Genomic DNA, 16020 nt, shown 5'->3' on the forward strand with positions numbered 1-16020 from the left:
CGGATCCGCTGCAGTTGCTCAACCAGGCAACGACCAGCCGGCTCTCAAGACGTCGCCGCAGTGCCGGCGATCCGGATCCGCTGCTGCTGCTCAACCAGGGCAACGATCGGCAGACGCTCGAGACGTCCCCTCGACGCCGGCGATCCAGATCCGCTGCAGCTGCTCAACCAGGGCAACGATAATCAACCGCTCGAGACGTCCCCTCGATGCCGGCGATCCAGATCCGCTGCAGCTGCTCAACCAGGCAACGATCGGCAAACGCTCGAGACGTCTCCACGGTTCCGGTGATCCGGATCCGCTGCAGCTGCCCTGCCTGGGCAACGATCAGCCGGCTCTCGAGACGTCCCCACGGTGCCGGTGATCCGTATCCGCTGCAGCTGATCAGCCTGGGCAACGATCAGCCGGCTCTCGAGACGTCCCCTCGACGCCGGCGATCCGGATCTGCTGCAGCTGCTCAACCAGGGCGACGGTCGGCTAGCCGGAGACGACCGACTCAATCTCCGAAGAGACAAATCAGAAACAAAAATACCGCAGTCCCTCACACAATTAGTGAGAGCCAGCGGTATCAATAGATTATCCAGGCTTTTTTAATTCCAAGTCGTTGGTATGCATAGTATCTCGCCAGTCCATCTCTTAGCTGCACTATTCCTTCCGGAAGAACAATTATTTCTATTGGTTTTTCCATCTGCCCGTTTTCTTCATAATAAGCCATAGCAGAAAGAATTTTCTCCTCCCTTGGGGGCTTGAACCCCTCAGGAATTACTATGCTTTCGAGTGGCCACATTTTCTTTTGTGTTCCATCTTCAGCTATCTCATCCGCATCTGTCTGGTATAATTGTTCAACACCTTCACCAACAACCCATATCTGCTCGCGTTCAATTTGAAGGCTAGCTATGTAGCGAACATAACCATCCTTCATGGTTCCGGTTCCATCGTCATTAACCTGAACAAGAACAGGCTTCTCCATCTCCCCGTTCTCGTAATAATAGCTTAAAGCTGCTTGAATCTTTTCCTGTTTGGGCACGTGTGCCTTAAACTCATCAGGTACAACAAGCTTGTCAATTGGCCAGAAGATTTTCGTATCTTTCATGGCATTCGTGTACTCAGCCGGCTGCGCCTCACTCCTCGCGAAGTGTGCCACGAGTGCGATCGATCCACGCCCAAGGACCCCTGGTGGCAGATTTATTATCGGCCGACCGCCAATAAAGATTTTCGACCCTACTAACTCAGTGTTTGCAATTTGTAGCTGATTAGAGACAATATGCATTAACTTGTCGTTCAACAAGACCGTGTATGTTAAGGCTTCTGGAATTGGTAGATTATCCAGGGCATTATATGTCCCCGCATCATCAAGAACTTCAAGGCATGTCCAGTACATATTTTTGATCTCAGGATGCGCAAATTTTCTAACGCTTTGCACGTCCCCGGTCAACTCCACCTTTGCAGGCATTCGGCAACCTCATTTCGCTAAAATCTATGATTCTAAATATTAACATGTAACCGCTGATCCTTGAAACCCTATCTATTCTTTTTGGTCTTTCCCACGAGTATACGATTGTAGAAAGCTAATATCCTGCTTTATACGATTTGTCAGGTATGCAAGCGATGACTCGGAGTAGAGCAAATTAATTAATACCCCTACCTGTTCAATATGATTAGAAGATGCCTCTAAGCCTCGATTTAATTGCCTACGCGCCTCTCGTTTCGTTGATATGCGCTCAGTCGGAAAGGAATCGCTACCGCTTTCCCACAGGTGGTCTTCGAGGGCTTGACCAACCTTGTTCCAGTCAGCAAGGGCTATTACAGTTTCCACGAGCATGTCGGAATAAAACAGTTGCCCGTCCTTATACTTTTGATAGATCGGACCAAACACTCTGTTCGCCGCAGCCAACGGCTCGAGAATCGGTTCAGCGATAAGTGGGAAGTATTTTTCCTTTCCTAGTGCCGACTGCCTGCCTTCGTTCTCACTTTCCCCTCTGGTTTTCGTCAGTTTCTCTTCTACAACATCTTCAAACCTAAGCTCAACTGTGCCTTCCTTCATTTTTTCATGGATATATCGCAGCACATGCCTGGCGTATTGCTCATCATCGGTTGGCGAAAGCTCAGCTTTCCATTGACTGGTGCGAAGTGCGCCATGCCGCCATACGGACCACATTTTACTTCCTCCCCTGGCTACTCTGCTCGACAAACCATGATATGACTTCTTCCTTAGCCTTCGTGTATCGCAATAATTGATCTTTGTCGACCCATCCCATATAGATCATCAGATCTTCGTCTGTCATTTTAGGATTGTTGCGCCTCAGCTCGCTCGCGCAGGTATGGCGCAGATCGTGTGGGGACAGCGGGGCAATACTGCGATCCGGATCCGGAAATGCTGCATCGTGCCAGCGGCCGACTTGCTCTACAATCTTGTTAATGGTTCGAACATGTAGCCGCTTATCTTGGGATGGACCTGAACTTAGAAATAGTGCTGTCGCGCCTGGATAGTCATCGAGATGCCGTTCTTTCTCGAGATAATCTACAACTGCTGATCGACCTTCAGCCGACAAGTATACCGTTCTCTCTGTCTTCCTTTTCCCCCGTACCCTGATCAGTTTGACTCTACGGGCATTCTTCAACTGTTCGACATCGTAAGGGATGAGCTGAACGAGATCGACACCTGTCAACTCATGCCTGCGAAGACCTGAGTCTAACAAAACATATATAATCGCTCGGTCCCGGTAGGGACGCGCATTCTTCCTCGTGTGTAAGATGGGAAGCCGGTCGGCTATGTTTAACAAACTTGTAATCTGCCTCGGTAAAAGCGCCTTTGCCTCCGGTTCTGGTTTTGCCCGAACCATCGAAACTCCCTTTATCGGATTATTTGGGAGTAAAAGCGGAGCTCGAATCCCCAGCCATTTTAAGAAAAGACCCACTTCGACATGATGGCTATTCACGTAAGAGACTGAATAATTGCATCCGCCATCGCTCTCCTTATCATGGAGCCATTTAAGAAACGCCTTAGTATCACGTGAAACCAAGATCGATACCTGATCGTTTCCGTCGTAGCGCGTTCGAATATATTCAAGAAAACGATAAAGGAATCTCTTCGTTCTTTGCAGCTCACCGGTACCCTCATGTTCGAGATAAACCAAATACTCGCCAATCCAGTATTCCAGATGATCATGTTGGTCAGCATAGGTTGGTATTCTTGCAAGTTGAGCCATTACAAATCATTCCCCTCTGGCCACACTGGCTTCGACTGCGAGTCTCATTTCATATTGGTAGAAGACAACCATTCATTCATCTGCTCCATGCTGATATTTGTATATTGAGCCACGTCCTGCAGAGACAGTTCTTGATTTCTAACAGCGTCTATCAAGCTTTTAATTTTGGCTTCCCGGATACTCTCTGGATTCATTTGCTTTAATCTATCCACATGTGCAGCATGTTCAGAAGCTGTGTCGTACATGATAAGACCGACTCCTTTCGTCCGTTGGCCTGCGGCGCCAGCAAACCCACTTCCGGAGAAATTAATTAACTTGTTACTATTAGTCCCTGATCAACCCATTGCCTCTCTATGACTGCAAGTGTCGATAGGCAATCCGCAATTGCTCGATGCGCGGTGGATCTACCTGATGCATTCGCAAGGCTGATCCATCGCTCTTCGCCGCAACGTAAACGGTACGCCTCCATAACACAATCCCACTCTATTCCGTCCAGTAAAGGCACACCGTTCCTGCTGCAGCTATTTGCGACCATCTTCGAATCAAATTCAGCATTATATGCCAGTACCAGCTTGCCACATAGAACGGCCCGCACGTCGTTTCGAATATCGGCCCACACCGGTGCATCTTCTAGCTCGGCATTAGTGATGCCATGAATACGCGTAGCAGGCGAGTCATCCGCCACAGGCCGAATTGGTTTGATTAGCGAGTGAAATATAGTATTTCCCTGTCGATCAACTATGCCGATCTCAACGATCTCTCCGTCCAGGTCAGTTGACTCTGTATCCAGGATAACGAAGTCGGTTGCGAACCAGCTGCGGAATCTCTCCATCCCTTCGTGTACCCGCCGTTCATAGACTGCCTCTCGATGCAGATAGTCTATGCAGCGCTTGCAAATGAGCTTTCCATCCGGTTGCTTACGGATTTCCTTCTTCCCCCATACCTCACTGCATTGCGAGCAGGTTCGTTCAGCTACAGACTTGGCACGCGCTATTTCAAGGGATTCTAAGGAGGCAGCTCGTTGCTTATCGGAAAATTTTCGTTTTGGGATTGCGCTCTTCTCGTCAAAGAGCTGATACCACTGATGACCGCCCCAAACTTCAGCAACAGCTTCACCACCCGGCTTAAATCCAAGCTGAGCTAGCATTGTTCTTGTCTTCAGGTGTTCAGGTACTTTCGTCCATCCACCCCGAATTCGTTCAATCGACATCGCGACACACGCCCCAATGGATAGATATTATGATGATCTTGATTGAGATTTTTTAATTTCGGAAAAGCAAGAGGCTCCCTCTAGCAGATATCGATCATGATACAAGTGAACAAACATCATCCACTTTGAATCATGTTCTCGTTCCAACTCCCTTAGCTTGGTCAGCTTCCAGACGCATACTACGCCGGCAAAAAGCAGGATTAATAAACAAAGGAGCATATAGTACGCCCAAATACTTTCTTCCAGATAAAAGCTGCTCAGAATAGACTTTATTGTTCTCTCCCCAAAAATCAACGAAAGAATTAAGGTGGGAAAAATTGTGATAAGGATGCGTATGTACCATTCCTTCTGAAATCGAAGTTTCCGTAGTTCCTCCATAAAGTCTGCGAACAATAATTTGAAATACGGGCGTATCGCATCTAGCACCTCGTCTTTGATGTCTGAACCTTGATTGACACCACCGACTTTAACCCAAGCCATTTAGTTCACCCCTTCTCAACTTATTTGAACGATGGGTTACAACAAAAAATCCAAACGGTGTTCATTAAAAAGCGTTGAAATATATAAACATATTCCAGAAAAAAGACAGGCAGCGCTCACGATGTAGAGGAACTTCTTTTCCTTTTTGTCGGTTGAGCGTCTGGAAAAAAAGAATAAACCTGCGCTAATGGCAAACGAGAAAAACATAATCGCCACATCCTTATCTGATCTTTCTAAGATTTCTCCCTGGCAGAAGCCCAATGAAATGTCACTGTCAGATGCGATAAATTCATATCATCGATTTTATTCAACAGATCATCATTGCCTACTTCCGACCTTGCCAACTCACGTTTCGATCCATCGTCCGCCACCAACATAGCAACCAACTTGCTTCCGTCATGATCCTCATAAACATCAATTTTCATTTCTTCTTTCACTCCTTCGTTTTATTTTCGTTTCGCTTTACTGAATTGCTCTCTGAATTTATCCAATACCCAATCTCTTTCAAAGTGATTTTCTTCTGCAACCTCATCACATCTCTTGATCACTTCGTCAACGAGTGCAGCAACACACTTCATTGCTTGTTTATAGAGCTTATCTTCTTCCGACAAACTATCCCGCCTTTCTAAGAACCGAATATTCATTTTGTTACGCTGGACGGATCACGCTGCCAATTGTTTTCTCGCAATCAAGTTTCGCCTGCCACAGCAGATCAAAGTTTCCTGACTCATTAGGTTTAATTACTGTATGATTTTTCAAAGTTTCCTCAAGTAGCTGAACTGTCCAAAAATGTTTTTTCGAATAATCAATAGCCATAATATACGCTCCTTATTCACTAGGTTTAATTAGCGGATTCACCCTTAAACTCCTGATAGACTTTCATAAGATTATTCAACATCTTAATTTTTTGATTCGGTTTTAATTTTTCGTCACCCAGCACGCGCTGCGTGTCTTGAATAGTAATAGTGTCTAAATATTCTTTGTACTTCCCAAGGGACTGCCGATAATACTCTATACTCCCTTGTTCGTATATAGGCACGTCAAGATTTCCTTTATTCTCTGCATCAGCCCATTGTCCCCTTAAAAAAATTAGCCGATCTTTCATTCTAATAAGATCCTCTGTCATATACGTCGGAGCATCCGGATGATTATCGATTCGGAGCTGCAGCTCCTCAACATCCTTTTCAAGACCTTTTATAAGCGGCTCCAACATCGTCCGAAATGTTTTAACCTGGCCCATACTCATCCCTCGATTCACCTCATTCTCCTTATGATTATTAGTTGTTATCTATCGTCAACCAGTTTTGCGCCCAAACAACCAATTCATGTATCCGTAACGTCTAAGAATATTATTCAATTCTAAGATTTCGTCATCTGAAATTGTTCGATGTAAAACCTTTTCATTCAGAACCAGCAGGTCGCGCTGTGCAAAAGCATCTGACATCATACTCGCTGTTTTAAAAATTTCGCCTGCAGCTTTATCTACAAAACGCATAATCTCAATGTTGTACTGTACTATCTTCTCTTTAGTTACAGGTAGGAATTTAGGTTGAATAAATCGCATAATGTTCACTCCTTTTCGGCATTACCTCTGTTCAATTTCCATTATTGATATAATTCGACGTTCTCCCAATTTGAAAACTTCTTACCCAGTTTGCTGACTACTTTCGTTTATTCCGTAACCAATCGACGTATTTCTCCGACTCTCTAACTCTGAATAGATGCTCTGTATTGACAGTAAATATCATCTCCCCATCATTTGAGACAAAATCGTAATTGAACAGATCGGCATCTACAATTTTCCCGGAAACCCAATTTCCCTCGTAAAAATAGTCTACCGAATTGGGAATATTCGATCCGTCCTTTCGTGTCTCTAAACAAAACATTCTCCCCGTATCATCAACTAAAGAAAACGGCACGCAATTGTCGTATTTACCGACGAAATACAGCTCCATTATAAAATTCACGCTCCTTATTTCATTTCGTCTGCATACCCCTCAGTGAAAAGACGATATTAAATACGGACAGAATGAGTATCCATAGCATCTTCATTAACCGGAACGAATCAAACGCACCTTCATGGAACGTCGAGATAACGAACGTTACACTGAAATAAATAAACGCAATTAAACCAATTGCCCCTACTCCTCCGAAAAATATCCTGACCCACTTGTTGTCTAAAAATCTAGTGAGATTTTCTATGTGACTCCCCTCCTGAAATTGGGATTCTCATTCTACCGTTTTCCGTGCCCTGTTTTTCGGCTCTTAACGCCCCTATTTCGGTCAACTTCTACCCTGATTATACCATAAACAGGGCACGGAATATACATTCTGTGCCCTGTTTTACCACTACCCACTTGTGCTGCGTGTTATCTAGCAAATCTCCGGATCCTGCCTGCTAACTGATATTCGAATTGGTCAAAGACGTCTTGATATGCACTTTGGCTAAGTCCATACCAGGGCGCCTTCACTTGCATCCACTCTTTGCAAATCTCATTACAGTCGATGGACTCTAGTTGCTCGAGTGAGAATTTCTCCGTCTTGTTCGAAAACCATTGCCGAATCGATACCTTTACTTTCCGTTGTACTTCAATTTCATACCCATCAAAGCCCTTAGGTTTATTGGGTCCACGAAAAATCGTCTTTTGAATCTTATTTAAGTAATTCTCCGACATATGGTCCGGTTTAATTAATTCAAATCCTAGCTTACCTTTGATAGAGATTTTATAAAGTGCCTTATACAAAAGGATCTCATCGACCATTCCATAATCCCCGCCACGAACCTTGTACCATCCGTAGCGTGACATGTACTGAAGCGTGAAAATATTTTCCAATATACGCGCCTCGTTTGAGGTACAACAACCAGCACGAACGACCTCAGCTATAGCTATTGAGCGATGCATCGACGTCCAACTTCCGGCGTTCTTGTTATTCATGTGATACTTAATTCTTTCTTCAAGGAGCTCAACTTCAGTCTGCCCAATGAAAAAAAAGCCACTTTCTAACTGCAGAACGTAGATGCATCGTTCTGATGGTTCATATGGCATTGCCACAATTTTCCCCCGCCCTTCACTGCATGTTTGCCTTCGAGGCTAGACTGAATAAACACGACTTATCTTTTCGATTTCCGTTGGATATCTATAGATCCGCTCGATCAGCGGATCTGCGTCATAAGTAAGGATGATGTCTGCACCAGGCATCCCCTGATGCAGAGAGTCCAGGAGCATCTGAAGGTCATAGTGATCGCCTTCGTCATAATAGCAGCGATACAGCTGCTTCCCCTTGGCCACGAACGGTGGATCGATAAAGATACTTGTTCCTTGTTGCCAATATTCTGACTCTATGAGCTCAAGTGCATCCTGATTGTAAATTTCGTAACGATCCGATAAGGCATGGATCTGTTCAACGCGTTGGCATAGCTTGTCCGGATTCCAGCGCGACATTAAGTCTTCTCTACTCCCCTTCTTCCCGCCGAGTGGGTTCGCCTTGTAGATCCCGGAATAGGCAAGCCGGTTCACTATAAGCGTATACCAAGCCGCATCCGGAAGGGAACACCCGGCGTAATCACTTTTTATGATGCGTCGTGCATTGAAATAGAGCTGGCGTGATGGCCGGCAGCTGCGAATGCGCTCGATGAGGTCATCCGGCATGTTCTTCATGACCCAATAGAGCGCATAAATCCCGACGTCCAGATCATTCAAAACGAGCTGATCGACGACACCAGCCTGCAACAGTGCGAGCTCTGCGCTGCCACCGCCGGTATACGGGCTGACAAGCCTCTTTGTTTTGTTTTCCTGCAGCTTTGAATAAATATAAGGAATGAACTTGCTCTTTCCGCCAGGCCAACGCAGAACCGACATTTGCTTTTTGAACTTGATTGGGACGGCAGGTGCGAGCTGCTTCTTACCGTCTGTTCCATTCTCTAAAATCAGCGTGAACCGGTGTTGCTGTACGCCGGAATAATACGTGAATCCATCGCAGTAGTCGCACCAAAAGCCTTCCTCACTACGATCTACTCCCGTATCTTCTGGATCATATGCCTCTTCGCAGTATTGACAGATCCACACCCTTTACTCTCCCTCCCCCTTTTGATCGCTAACTGATTTCCCTAATGGTCCGGATGAACGGTTTGGGGCCGGTGGTTAAAGGCTCTCTAGGCAGCAAAAAAACGAAGCTGGCACGGTGTACATTGGTACTCCAAAGAACCAATCGTTTCGTCCGGCTCACATCCGGATGTGTTCGACGCATAGAACACATCCACGCTTGCCGTCCCATCGCACACCTCGATCTCCTGCCCGCCGCAGTATGGACAAAACTTAACCATATGTGATCTCCTCCATGCACAGTCTTTCGATCCTGCTATACGCCGATGATGTATCGCGCGCTGACTGTTGTTATACTTGAATTATACCATGTTTTTTTCAAATGATCAATGAGCTTGTAGCTTTTGCAGTGAACTGTGCGGCGCCCACCAGGATTAACGGATAGATATCCCATTGAACAGGAACGTATGTTCTGTATATAATATGGATTACATCGATCGATCATGGCAGGTGAATACAGCATGAAAATCGACTACAGTAAATTGCCCAGGCACCGCTGCCTCTGCCAAGACGCAAAATCGTTTTACGCGAGCGTTGAGTGCGCACTTCGCGGGCTCGATCCGCTCGAAACTTATCTTGCTGTCGCCGGCGATCTCTCCCGGAAGGGGTCGGTTATCCTTGCATCCACCCCGAAGCTAAAAGCGGAATACGGGATAAAAACCGGGAGCAGGCTTTATGAAATCCCTAAAGATCCGCGAATCCTCCTGGTGGACGCGCAGATGTACGAATATTTGGCCGTAAGCATGGCCATCGTCCGGCTGCTAAACAGATACATGCCGCTAGAGGCTATAAGACCCTACAGTATTGATGAAAATATATGCCTCCTGGACGGAACGAGATGGTCGGATTCGTGGGAAGCAGCAAGATACATTCAGGCAATGATCAAATTAGAGTGCGGAGTGCCGATTGCAGTAGGTCTTGGAAATAATTTCCTTCAAAGTAAGCTAATTTTGGACATACGCGGCAAGAAGGATGGAATTGCTGAATGCTGTTACGAAGATTTTGAGCAAAAGCTTTGGCCGCAGCCAGTGGAGGATATTTGGGGGATTGGTCCACGAATAAAACTAAAGCTGAATCGCTTAGGCATACTCACGCTCGGACAGTTAGCACAAACCCCCCTCGATGTTCTCCGAAGAACCTTCGGCCCAGCGATAGGCGAACAGCTATATTTCCATAGTTTTGGAGTAGACCTTACGGATCCCATACAACCCTGGGAGCGATTGAGGAAAGGGTTCTCGCACGGCCAAACCCTGTTTTTTGATCGAACGCTTGAGGACGTCAAATTTCTGATCCGCGAGCTATGGGACGATGTTACGAGCCGGATGCGAGCTGCCGGTCTTGCGGGAAGAACAATCTCCGTCGCGGTGGGTTATAACGCCGATTCTGGAATTCGTCCAATCCAAAAATCGCGAACGTTGGCTTCCCCCACACTTCAGGAATCAAAACTAAGCACTGCCACTTACGAGCTGCTGGAAGACGCTCCAAGCTGGCCCATCCGGATCGTTCATGTTGGCATTAGCAACTTAGTGACACCGGATCTGATTCAGCTCGATTTGTTCGACGATCCGGAAGCAAACGAACGAGAGGTGCATTTATTTGAGACTGTCGATAAGCTGAAAAAAAAATACGGGAACGGCGTGATCTTCCGTGCAAACTCGTACTTGAATGGAACTGCAGTGAGTAGGTCCAGACAGATCGGAGGACATCAGAGATGAACATTGGGGAGATTAGAGATCGAGGGTCAAAGAAGTGGACCAGTATCATCATACCGCAGCACGGTGAGATGCTTGATCAGCTGTGGGAAGAAAGAAAGCATGAGGATCGTGGAGAACTGCCGGATCAAGCTTGGGAAGAGATACAGCAAGTTGTCTCTTTAGCGCTACAGCTGAGCGCGCCAGTGTGGATCCGCTATTTTGAGATTACAACTCATCAGGAATTCACCGGTGCAATTCAGAAGGTCGATTTACTCAAGCGGCATTTAATACTGCAAAGCTCCACCGATGGCCAGCAGCGTTGTGTCATCCACTTCGATAGTATTGTTTCCGTCGAGCTGGTCGAGCAGAACTTTTCATTTGCCGATGAAGATTGGGGGGTTATAGGTGATGAAGTCTAATCGGAAGGGGCCGCCCACGATTGAGGACGGCGCAGCTATTAAGGCAAATATTTTAGCCGCGCTCGCCTTTGCCAAACTACAGAGGGATATTAAAGTTATTGTTGCATCGGTTAAGTCGCCCGAGCCGTATGTAACGTTGCTGAGTCAGGCGAAAGATATAGCAGAAACTGAATGGCGGAAATCTGAAAGTCTTTTGCGTAATCGTGGAATTGAGATCTACAAGCGCACTCATCTGAAGGAGTCCCTGGAAGTGAAGTATCTCTGTGGAAATTACGATGATAGCGCGTCGTACCGTTGGAATGTTTTGGGGGTCGATGTTAGGAGAATGATTTCCGATTATTTGGCACAGCAATACGACACGCCTACACCAGATTTCACGTCTTTAACCGCTGTTGGCCCTCATTGATTCTTTCTTGGCCGCCCACGTGGACGCTTGATTGCCGATACCCCAAAAACCGGAATCGATGAATCAGTCACCGTTCCCTTTTCTTTTTTCTTTTTTTCCCGTCTCTCTAACTTCTGTGCTTTTTCTTCTTTAATCATTTCTTTGGCTTTCAATGCGATTACTTCTTCAGCAGCGGAATTCGATATGCCGTACTCCGGATGTAAATAAATAAGGGCTCTAACATTCCTACTCACATTACTAAGCATCATCTCATATGCCGGATTGGGAGTAAAAAAGCGAAGCACCTCTTCGGCACGATCAAGATTTTCCCCTAAGGTGATCAGCAACTGATTAAATTTCTCGAGCGCAGCCTTGTTCGTCAATGACTCCATGGACTGATCTTCCTGTGCCAGCTCGTCTCCTCCGTGCTTGGATAGTAAATGTTCGTAATGCAGTTTAATGACGGCATGCTCCAGGAATTGCTTATAGGAGCAAGCTCCCGCCCGATACTGGAGGAAGAGTCCTTGTACTACGGAATTGATTGCTGAAAGTTTCTCGATGTCCCGGTAACCGTCAAACCTTGGGTCTTTAATTTCTTTAACTGCTCCTACTTCGCTGTCTTGTTTCTGATTAAAGTTATAGCCGCTATTACGAAACTTCTCAAACTCGTCTATTACTTCTTCGTCACATCGGAGTTGTAAGAGTCCGCTTTTGAAAACTTCCTCTTTTACGTATCGATATACGTGCCTCACATACTCAGCGTCGGCATCAACGACAAATGGCGTCCACTCTGCGTCATCTTTCCCGTTATGCTTCCATACAGACCACATCGGTGATAAAGCAGTATTTTCCATAGGTACCCCCTTTATTTCCACGATGGTCCATCTAGCACGAACGATGTAGCCCAATCTTTTCGATCGGGGTACTCCTCGTCCGCACCTACCACACCATAAATTTCATTAAATCCGAAGAACTCTTCATAATCGTCCGCTACGATTTCAGTTTCCCCTTCTCTTCGCGCATCTTCGGAAAATGGATGTACGGTAATTGAATTTAACTTTGCCCAGAAACCATGCTCCCCCAATTCAAGCAGCTGCGCACGATAAATACGTTCTGGACGATCTTCAGATGCATAAAGGAAGCTTACGACAATGATCTTAATCTCGTCGCCCTCTTGAAACTTAAATTCTATTTCACTTCCGTGTTTGTAACGTACTTTCATTACACATTCCCTCCAATTCAATGGTCAATCGTTTTCTGGCCGATAAGTTAGCCCATTGTCTGAGCTGCTGCTTGCGATCGCTTCTCCGACAGCCATTTTGCGCACCGGCTGAACGTCGTCCTGGTGAGCTCCTGCAGCTCTTTCGGATCGCCGACACCGCGGCGACCGACTTCTCTCACACCCTGGACAGGCTCCGACCTGGTTGAGCTACTGCAGCGGATCCGCATCGCCGGCACCGCGGCGACGTCTCACACGCCGGCCGGGCTTCGCCCTGGTTGGATGCTGCAGCGGATCCGCATCGCCGGCACCGCGGCGACATCTCGCGCGCCGGCTGGGCCTCGCCCTGGTCGGATGCTGCAGCGGATCCGCATCGCCGGCACCGCGGCGACGTCTCGCCCACCGGCCGGGCTTCGACCTAGTTGAGCTGCTGCAGCTGATCCGCATCGCCGGCACCGCGGCGACGTCTCGCCCACCGGCCGGGCTTCGACCTAGTTGAGCTGCTGCAGCTGATCCGCATCGCCGGCACCGCGGCGACGTCTCGCGTGCCGGCTGGGCCTCGCCCTGGTTGGCCGCTGCAGCTGATCCGCATCGCCGGCACCGCGGCGACGTCTCACACGCCGGCCGGGCTTCGCCCTGGTTGGCTGCTGCAGCTGATCCGCATCGCCGGCCAAGCTTCAATTCATAGAATTACTTAAACCTATTTTCATATTTGATCAAATGCAGCAAACCGACAAATGCAACAAGACCCCATATTAAAAAATATAATCTCATATTAAAGAACGCTCCCTTTTCACGATATTTCATCGCGCCGCTCTTGGGCTTCTTCTTCGGTTGCAAATTCTTTACAAAAGGTAGCGATCACCTCTCTTTTTGGAAGAGCGCAAGTACTTATTAAGTATCCAACCAGTTATTGTCTAGTACAGTATTTTCGCCAATTTCAACATTTACCGCACGATCATCGAACTGCAAATCAGCAAGCAGATCCTTATACTGCGGATCAGTGTGTTTCATAACTCTAATAGATACGGAAAGATTATCTGGCCATTCTCCATGATTCGCTGGTATTACGCTTACGATGTGAGGCATCAGAAGGGCCCATTCCAAACATTCCTTTGAACTAGGGGCTACAAACTGATTTATCCAATACTGGTACTCACCAATTTGTAAAACGATAAGCCACTCATAATTCGATTTAGTTATTCTCATTTTGTTACCTTAAACTTTACCCGTGTTCGCTTGGAACGAAAGGATTTTACGGTTCCAGCAATTAGGTAAACGGAAGGAAGTACGATCGATCTTAGAATGAGAAAGAGAAAAAATCCGACGCTAACAAAGCCAAATAATAATTCATACCATTCTAGCTCATCAAACCGGCTGATATCTGATTCCAAAATCGCTTTATTGAACGGTCCGGACGTTGAAAGAAAGAACAACATTCCAAGGATACCCGTCAAAGCGCCCAATATGTATAGCACTTTCTCTTTGGAAGACATCATTGCAGCTCCTCCTATCCCTTTTATATAGCTATCGGTTAGCGGTCGTGAATTCGCCATGTTTCTTCTTTCCCATTTTCGTTCCAGGATGGGATAGTAAACAAGCGACTTAATTTGCTCCAGGAGCCATCTGCCCAGATCAAGCTTACCTTGCATTACCAACGGTACGTCAATACTATCCGCTTTACCAGGGTTAGTTGAGCAGTCCCCGCAGCATAAATCCCCTTCTGATCGATCGCTCACATGTGACACACCACACTGCGGACATGACCATTTATATAAAGGTTTCATATAAGTGCCCCTTCATAGATCCTCTGGATCCGCATAGGATGTATACTCGTTTATTTTATTTCCAGAATGTCGTTGAGCCCGTTCCTCATCCTGGGCAATACGGTGATCTTGAATAAGACTCTGGAGCACATCATACCTTGTCATAAGCTGCGGATCTTCTATGCCACATGACTGTAACGTCAAGATAATACGTTCAACGTTGTGCGGATAATTTCCGTATAACAATCCTGTAAACGTTCCTTTAACACCAGTCATTTTTAAATCTTTACGAAAGGTTCCGATTGCTGGAGTCCCCACTTGCCATAAATCATACCATTTGCTAGCCGGGATCTTCGAAACGAAGTCTACCATCTGAGGCTCGTAGTTATTAAGTGCATACTGTTTGATGGCCTGACACAATTGTTGCACCTTAGCCTCCGCTGCAAGCGTAGCCTCGCGTGCCGATCTCGGAACCAGGTTTGTACCTTCGATGATGAAAATGTCGTTGCATGTCGCGCAGGAAATTCCCTCTCTTTTTTGGGTTCTATCTCTCATATAGTTGTCCCTATAGGTGTCTGATATTACCTTGTAATCCCCCTGGCCGCACGCGCATTGAAACTCGCGTATATACGATGAATAATGCTCCCATTTATTCGACATCATTTAATCCCCTTTATCTTTGGATGATCAGTCTTGCCGGCATTCCCTTACGCCAGCTGATAGAAGCAGCGACTTACGACTCCCTGTGAGCACGTGCAGCCAATTCATCGAGGGGAATCCCTCTAACTGTCGTCGCGAACGGCTCTGCCGACAAAACGTGAGTATTCATCAAGTCGTACACGCCTTCCTCTGTTTCTACACGAATGACGTACTGGTTGATTTTTCGAGCTTTAAGCAGCTTCGCATAAAATTCGAATTCCCGTATCTGACCATTGCTTTCATACTGCAAAATCGTCGAACCATCTCCCAGGACACGCGCTCTCTCGCTCTTCTCTCTCTTCTTCCTGGCAGGCTCCCTTGATCGGCAATTCGGGCATAGCGTTCTTGCTTCGATCGCTTCACGCATTCCCATGTCCTGAGGTTGGCCAAAAAATATGGCGCCACACTCTTCCCCATCACATGAAATAACCTTCACAATATCCCGACGACGACCACCAGCTGAATTAACGATATCTGCAATTCTCTTCGCTTCATCAAAAGAAATCATGTGAACCTCCGTCGCTTTGTTAGCCTCGTAATGCCCCGGGGCTTAACTACCCATTTTCATTATATGTTATCTTGTTTATCTTAGCAATTCCAAAACAGCCAATCCGTCTATTGTTGCGCGTTTGATACCCGGAAACTTCGGATAGACTTTGAATATCCGTTCTGCAGGGAGGGATTGATTTTGAAGTACCACGTTGTCTCAAACTGTGAATATAGCGACTGTAACAACCTTGAAATTTCAATTGTCCTAAAAGCCGTTTCCTCCGAGGCTGCATTCACTGCCGCAAATGAGCTAAACCGGGTTTCTAACTCCCTCTGCCCCTCTTGTGGCC

24 protein-coding genes are annotated in these 16020 nt (G+C 46.6%); 4 read left to right on the forward strand and 20 right to left on the reverse strand.

Translation table 11 applies throughout. The features are described from left to right. Positions 1-288 (forward strand): hypothetical protein (locus tag ACFPOF_RS05940; RefSeq protein WP_378130572.1); only part of this gene is annotated, 288 nt, incomplete at its 5' end. 277 nt (positions 289-565) lie between these two features. Here ACFPOF_RS05940 and ACFPOF_RS05945 read toward each other — a convergent pair. From ACFPOF_RS05945 to ACFPOF_RS06005, 13 genes are all read right to left on the reverse strand, one after another. Next, positions 566-1450 carry a hypothetical protein gene (locus ACFPOF_RS05945; protein ID WP_378130574.1) on the reverse strand — a complete coding sequence of 295 codons (885 nt, stop codon included), beginning with the start codon at positions 1448-1450 and terminating at the stop codon, positions 566-568. A gap of 72 nt (positions 1451-1522) precedes the next feature. Then, positions 1523-2155, reverse strand: a complete 633-nt coding sequence (locus ACFPOF_RS05950; RefSeq protein WP_378130575.1) for a hypothetical protein — start codon at positions 2153-2155, stop codon at positions 1523-1525. Between the two features lies 1 nt (position 2156). Beyond that, on the reverse strand, positions 2157-3206 hold the full coding sequence (locus tag ACFPOF_RS05955; RefSeq protein ID WP_378130577.1) for a tyrosine-type recombinase/integrase: 1050 nt from the start codon (positions 3204-3206) through the stop codon (positions 2157-2159). Between the two features lie 44 nt (positions 3207-3250). Next, positions 3251-3451, reverse strand: coding sequence for a preprotein translocase subunit YajC (locus ACFPOF_RS05960; RefSeq protein ID WP_378130579.1), 201 nt, complete (start codon positions 3449-3451; stop codon positions 3251-3253). Positions 3452-3516: 65 nt separating this feature from the next. Further along, entirely contained in the window at positions 3517-4416 is a 900-nt protein-coding gene (locus ACFPOF_RS05965) for a 3'-5' exonuclease (RefSeq protein ID WP_378130581.1), read from the reverse strand. 27 nt (positions 4417-4443) lie between these two features. Next, complete coding sequence (locus ACFPOF_RS05970; RefSeq protein WP_378130583.1) at positions 4444-4896, reverse strand: hypothetical protein; 453 nt, start codon at positions 4894-4896, stop codon at positions 4444-4446. Positions 4897-5129: 233 nt separating this feature from the next. Continuing rightward, positions 5130-5321, reverse strand: coding sequence for a hypothetical protein (locus ACFPOF_RS05975; protein WP_378130585.1), 192 nt, complete (start codon positions 5319-5321; stop codon positions 5130-5132). Positions 5322-5342: 21 nt separating this feature from the next. Then, positions 5343-5507, reverse strand: a complete 165-nt coding sequence (locus tag ACFPOF_RS05980; protein WP_378130586.1) for a hypothetical protein — start codon at positions 5505-5507, stop codon at positions 5343-5345. A 37-nt stretch (positions 5508-5544) separates the two neighbouring features. Further along, a complete protein-coding gene (locus ACFPOF_RS05985; protein ID WP_378130588.1) occupies positions 5545-5712 on the reverse strand; it encodes a hypothetical protein in 168 nt (55 codons plus the stop codon). Positions 5713-5737: 25 nt separating this feature from the next. Next, positions 5738-6142 (reverse strand): hypothetical protein, encoded by a 405-nt coding sequence (locus ACFPOF_RS05990; protein WP_378130590.1) that lies wholly within the window; start codon positions 6140-6142, stop codon positions 5738-5740. A 48-nt stretch (positions 6143-6190) separates the two neighbouring features. After that, a complete protein-coding gene (locus ACFPOF_RS05995) occupies positions 6191-6460 on the reverse strand; it encodes a hypothetical protein (RefSeq protein ID WP_378130592.1) in 270 nt (89 codons plus the stop codon). 805 nt (positions 6461-7265) lie between these two features. Beyond that, on the reverse strand, positions 7266-7949 hold the full coding sequence (locus ACFPOF_RS06000) for a hypothetical protein (protein ID WP_378130593.1): 684 nt from the start codon (positions 7947-7949) through the stop codon (positions 7266-7268). Between the two features lie 39 nt (positions 7950-7988). Next, positions 7989-8963 (reverse strand): DNA adenine methylase, encoded by a 975-nt coding sequence (locus tag ACFPOF_RS06005; protein WP_378130595.1) that lies wholly within the window; start codon positions 8961-8963, stop codon positions 7989-7991. A gap of 497 nt (positions 8964-9460) precedes the next feature. On the opposite strand from ACFPOF_RS06005, the gene ACFPOF_RS06010 reads away from it, so the two are divergent. The 3 genes from ACFPOF_RS06010 to ACFPOF_RS06020 are packed head-to-tail and all read left to right on the forward strand — an operon-like array spanning position 9461 to position 11518. Continuing rightward, positions 9461-10714 carry a Y-family DNA polymerase gene (locus tag ACFPOF_RS06010; protein ID WP_378130597.1) on the forward strand — a complete coding sequence of 418 codons (1254 nt, stop codon included), beginning with the start codon at positions 9461-9463 and terminating at the stop codon, positions 10712-10714. Then, the gene (locus ACFPOF_RS06015; protein ID WP_378130599.1) at positions 10711-11112 is read left to right on the forward strand and encodes a YolD-like family protein; all 402 of its coding nucleotides are present in this window, start codon (positions 10711-10713) and stop codon (positions 11110-11112) included. Before ACFPOF_RS06010 ends, ACFPOF_RS06015 begins: the two co-directional genes overlap by 4 nt. After that, the gene (locus ACFPOF_RS06020; RefSeq protein WP_378130601.1) at positions 11102-11518 is read left to right on the forward strand and encodes a YhjD family protein; all 417 of its coding nucleotides are present in this window, start codon (positions 11102-11104) and stop codon (positions 11516-11518) included. Before ACFPOF_RS06015 ends, ACFPOF_RS06020 begins: the two co-directional genes overlap by 11 nt. On the opposite strand, the gene ACFPOF_RS06025 is transcribed toward ACFPOF_RS06020, so the two are convergent. From ACFPOF_RS06025 to ACFPOF_RS06055, 7 genes are all read right to left on the reverse strand, one after another. Continuing rightward, positions 11512-12351: a hypothetical protein gene (locus ACFPOF_RS06025; protein WP_378130603.1), complete on the reverse strand. Its 840-nt coding sequence runs from the start codon at positions 12349-12351 to the stop codon at positions 11512-11514. The two genes, ACFPOF_RS06020 and ACFPOF_RS06025, sit on opposite strands and share 7 nt — an antisense overlap. Before the next feature lie 11 nt (positions 12352-12362). Further along, on the reverse strand, positions 12363-12719 hold the full coding sequence (locus ACFPOF_RS06030) for a hypothetical protein (protein WP_378130605.1): 357 nt from the start codon (positions 12717-12719) through the stop codon (positions 12363-12365). Between the two features lie 47 nt (positions 12720-12766). Continuing rightward, entirely contained in the window at positions 12767-12898 is a 132-nt protein-coding gene (locus tag ACFPOF_RS06035; protein ID WP_378130606.1) for a hypothetical protein, read from the reverse strand. Positions 12899-13610: 712 nt separating this feature from the next. Then, positions 13611-13925: a hypothetical protein gene (locus ACFPOF_RS06040; RefSeq protein ID WP_378130608.1), complete on the reverse strand. Its 315-nt coding sequence runs from the start codon at positions 13923-13925 to the stop codon at positions 13611-13613. Beyond that, entirely contained in the window at positions 13922-14503 is a 582-nt protein-coding gene (locus tag ACFPOF_RS06045) for a hypothetical protein (RefSeq protein ID WP_378130610.1), read from the reverse strand. The genes ACFPOF_RS06040 and ACFPOF_RS06045 overlap by 4 nt, the downstream gene beginning before the upstream one ends. Positions 14504-14515: 12 nt before the next feature. After that, positions 14516-15037, reverse strand: a complete 522-nt coding sequence (locus ACFPOF_RS06050) for a hypothetical protein (protein ID WP_378130612.1) — start codon at positions 15035-15037, stop codon at positions 14516-14518. 178 nt (positions 15038-15215) lie between these two features. Beyond that, positions 15216-15689: a hypothetical protein gene (locus tag ACFPOF_RS06055; RefSeq protein ID WP_378130614.1), complete on the reverse strand. Its 474-nt coding sequence runs from the start codon at positions 15687-15689 to the stop codon at positions 15216-15218. Positions 15690-16020 lie beyond the last annotated feature (331 nt).

Origin of the sequence: Cohnella soli, from assembly GCF_042655525.1 — a bacterium.
GTDB classification, from domain to species: Bacteria; Bacillota; Bacilli; order Paenibacillales; family Paenibacillaceae; genus Cohnella; species Cohnella soli.

Bases quoted from the DNA above. Each gene is read 5' to 3' on its own strand.
- ACFPOF_RS05945 (WP_378130574.1), bottom strand. From the start codon at position 1,450: ATGCCTGCAAAGGTGGAGTTGACCGGGGACGTGCAAAGCGTTAGAAAA.
- ACFPOF_RS05950 (WP_378130575.1), bottom strand. From the start codon at position 2,155: ATGTGGTCCGTATGGCGGCATGGCGCACTTCGCACCAGTCAATGGAAA.
- ACFPOF_RS05955 (WP_378130577.1), bottom strand. From the start codon at position 3,206: ATGGCTCAACTTGCAAGAATACCAACCTATGCTGACCAACATGATCAT.
- ACFPOF_RS05960 (WP_378130579.1), bottom strand. From the start codon at position 3,451: ATGTACGACACAGCTTCTGAACATGCTGCACATGTGGATAGATTAAAG.
- ACFPOF_RS05965 (WP_378130581.1), bottom strand. From the start codon at position 4,416: ATGTCGATTGAACGAATTCGGGGTGGATGGACGAAAGTACCTGAACAC.
- ACFPOF_RS05970 (WP_378130583.1), bottom strand. From the start codon at position 4,896: ATGGCTTGGGTTAAAGTCGGTGGTGTCAATCAAGGTTCAGACATCAAA.
- ACFPOF_RS05975 (WP_378130585.1), bottom strand. From the start codon at position 5,321: ATGAAAATTGATGTTTATGAGGATCATGACGGAAGCAAGTTGGTTGCT.
- ACFPOF_RS05985 (WP_378130588.1), bottom strand. From the start codon at position 5,712: ATGGCTATTGATTATTCGAAAAAACATTTTTGGACAGTTCAGCTACTT.
- ACFPOF_RS05990 (WP_378130590.1), bottom strand. From the start codon at position 6,142: ATGAGTATGGGCCAGGTTAAAACATTTCGGACGATGTTGGAGCCGCTT.
- ACFPOF_RS05995 (WP_378130592.1), bottom strand. From the start codon at position 6,460: ATGCGATTTATTCAACCTAAATTCCTACCTGTAACTAAAGAGAAGATA.
- ACFPOF_RS06010 (WP_378130597.1), top strand. From the start codon at position 9,461: ATGAAAATCGACTACAGTAAATTGCCCAGGCACCGCTGCCTCTGCCAA.
- ACFPOF_RS06015 (WP_378130599.1), top strand. From the start codon at position 10,711: ATGAACATTGGGGAGATTAGAGATCGAGGGTCAAAGAAGTGGACCAGT.
- ACFPOF_RS06020 (WP_378130601.1), top strand. From the start codon at position 11,102: ATGAAGTCTAATCGGAAGGGGCCGCCCACGATTGAGGACGGCGCAGCT.
- ACFPOF_RS06025 (WP_378130603.1), bottom strand. From the start codon at position 12,351: ATGGAAAATACTGCTTTATCACCGATGTGGTCTGTATGGAAGCATAAC.
- ACFPOF_RS06030 (WP_378130605.1), bottom strand. From the start codon at position 12,719: ATGAAAGTACGTTACAAACACGGAAGTGAAATAGAATTTAAGTTTCAA.
- ACFPOF_RS06040 (WP_378130608.1), bottom strand. From the start codon at position 13,925: ATGAGAATAACTAAATCGAATTATGAGTGGCTTATCGTTTTACAAATT.
- ACFPOF_RS06045 (WP_378130610.1), bottom strand. From the start codon at position 14,503: ATGAAACCTTTATATAAATGGTCATGTCCGCAGTGTGGTGTGTCACAT.
- ACFPOF_RS06050 (WP_378130612.1), bottom strand. From the start codon at position 15,037: ATGAGAGATAGAACCCAAAAAAGAGAGGGAATTTCCTGCGCGACATGC.
- ACFPOF_RS06055 (WP_378130614.1), bottom strand. From the start codon at position 15,689: ATGATTTCTTTTGATGAAGCGAAGAGAATTGCAGATATCGTTAATTCA.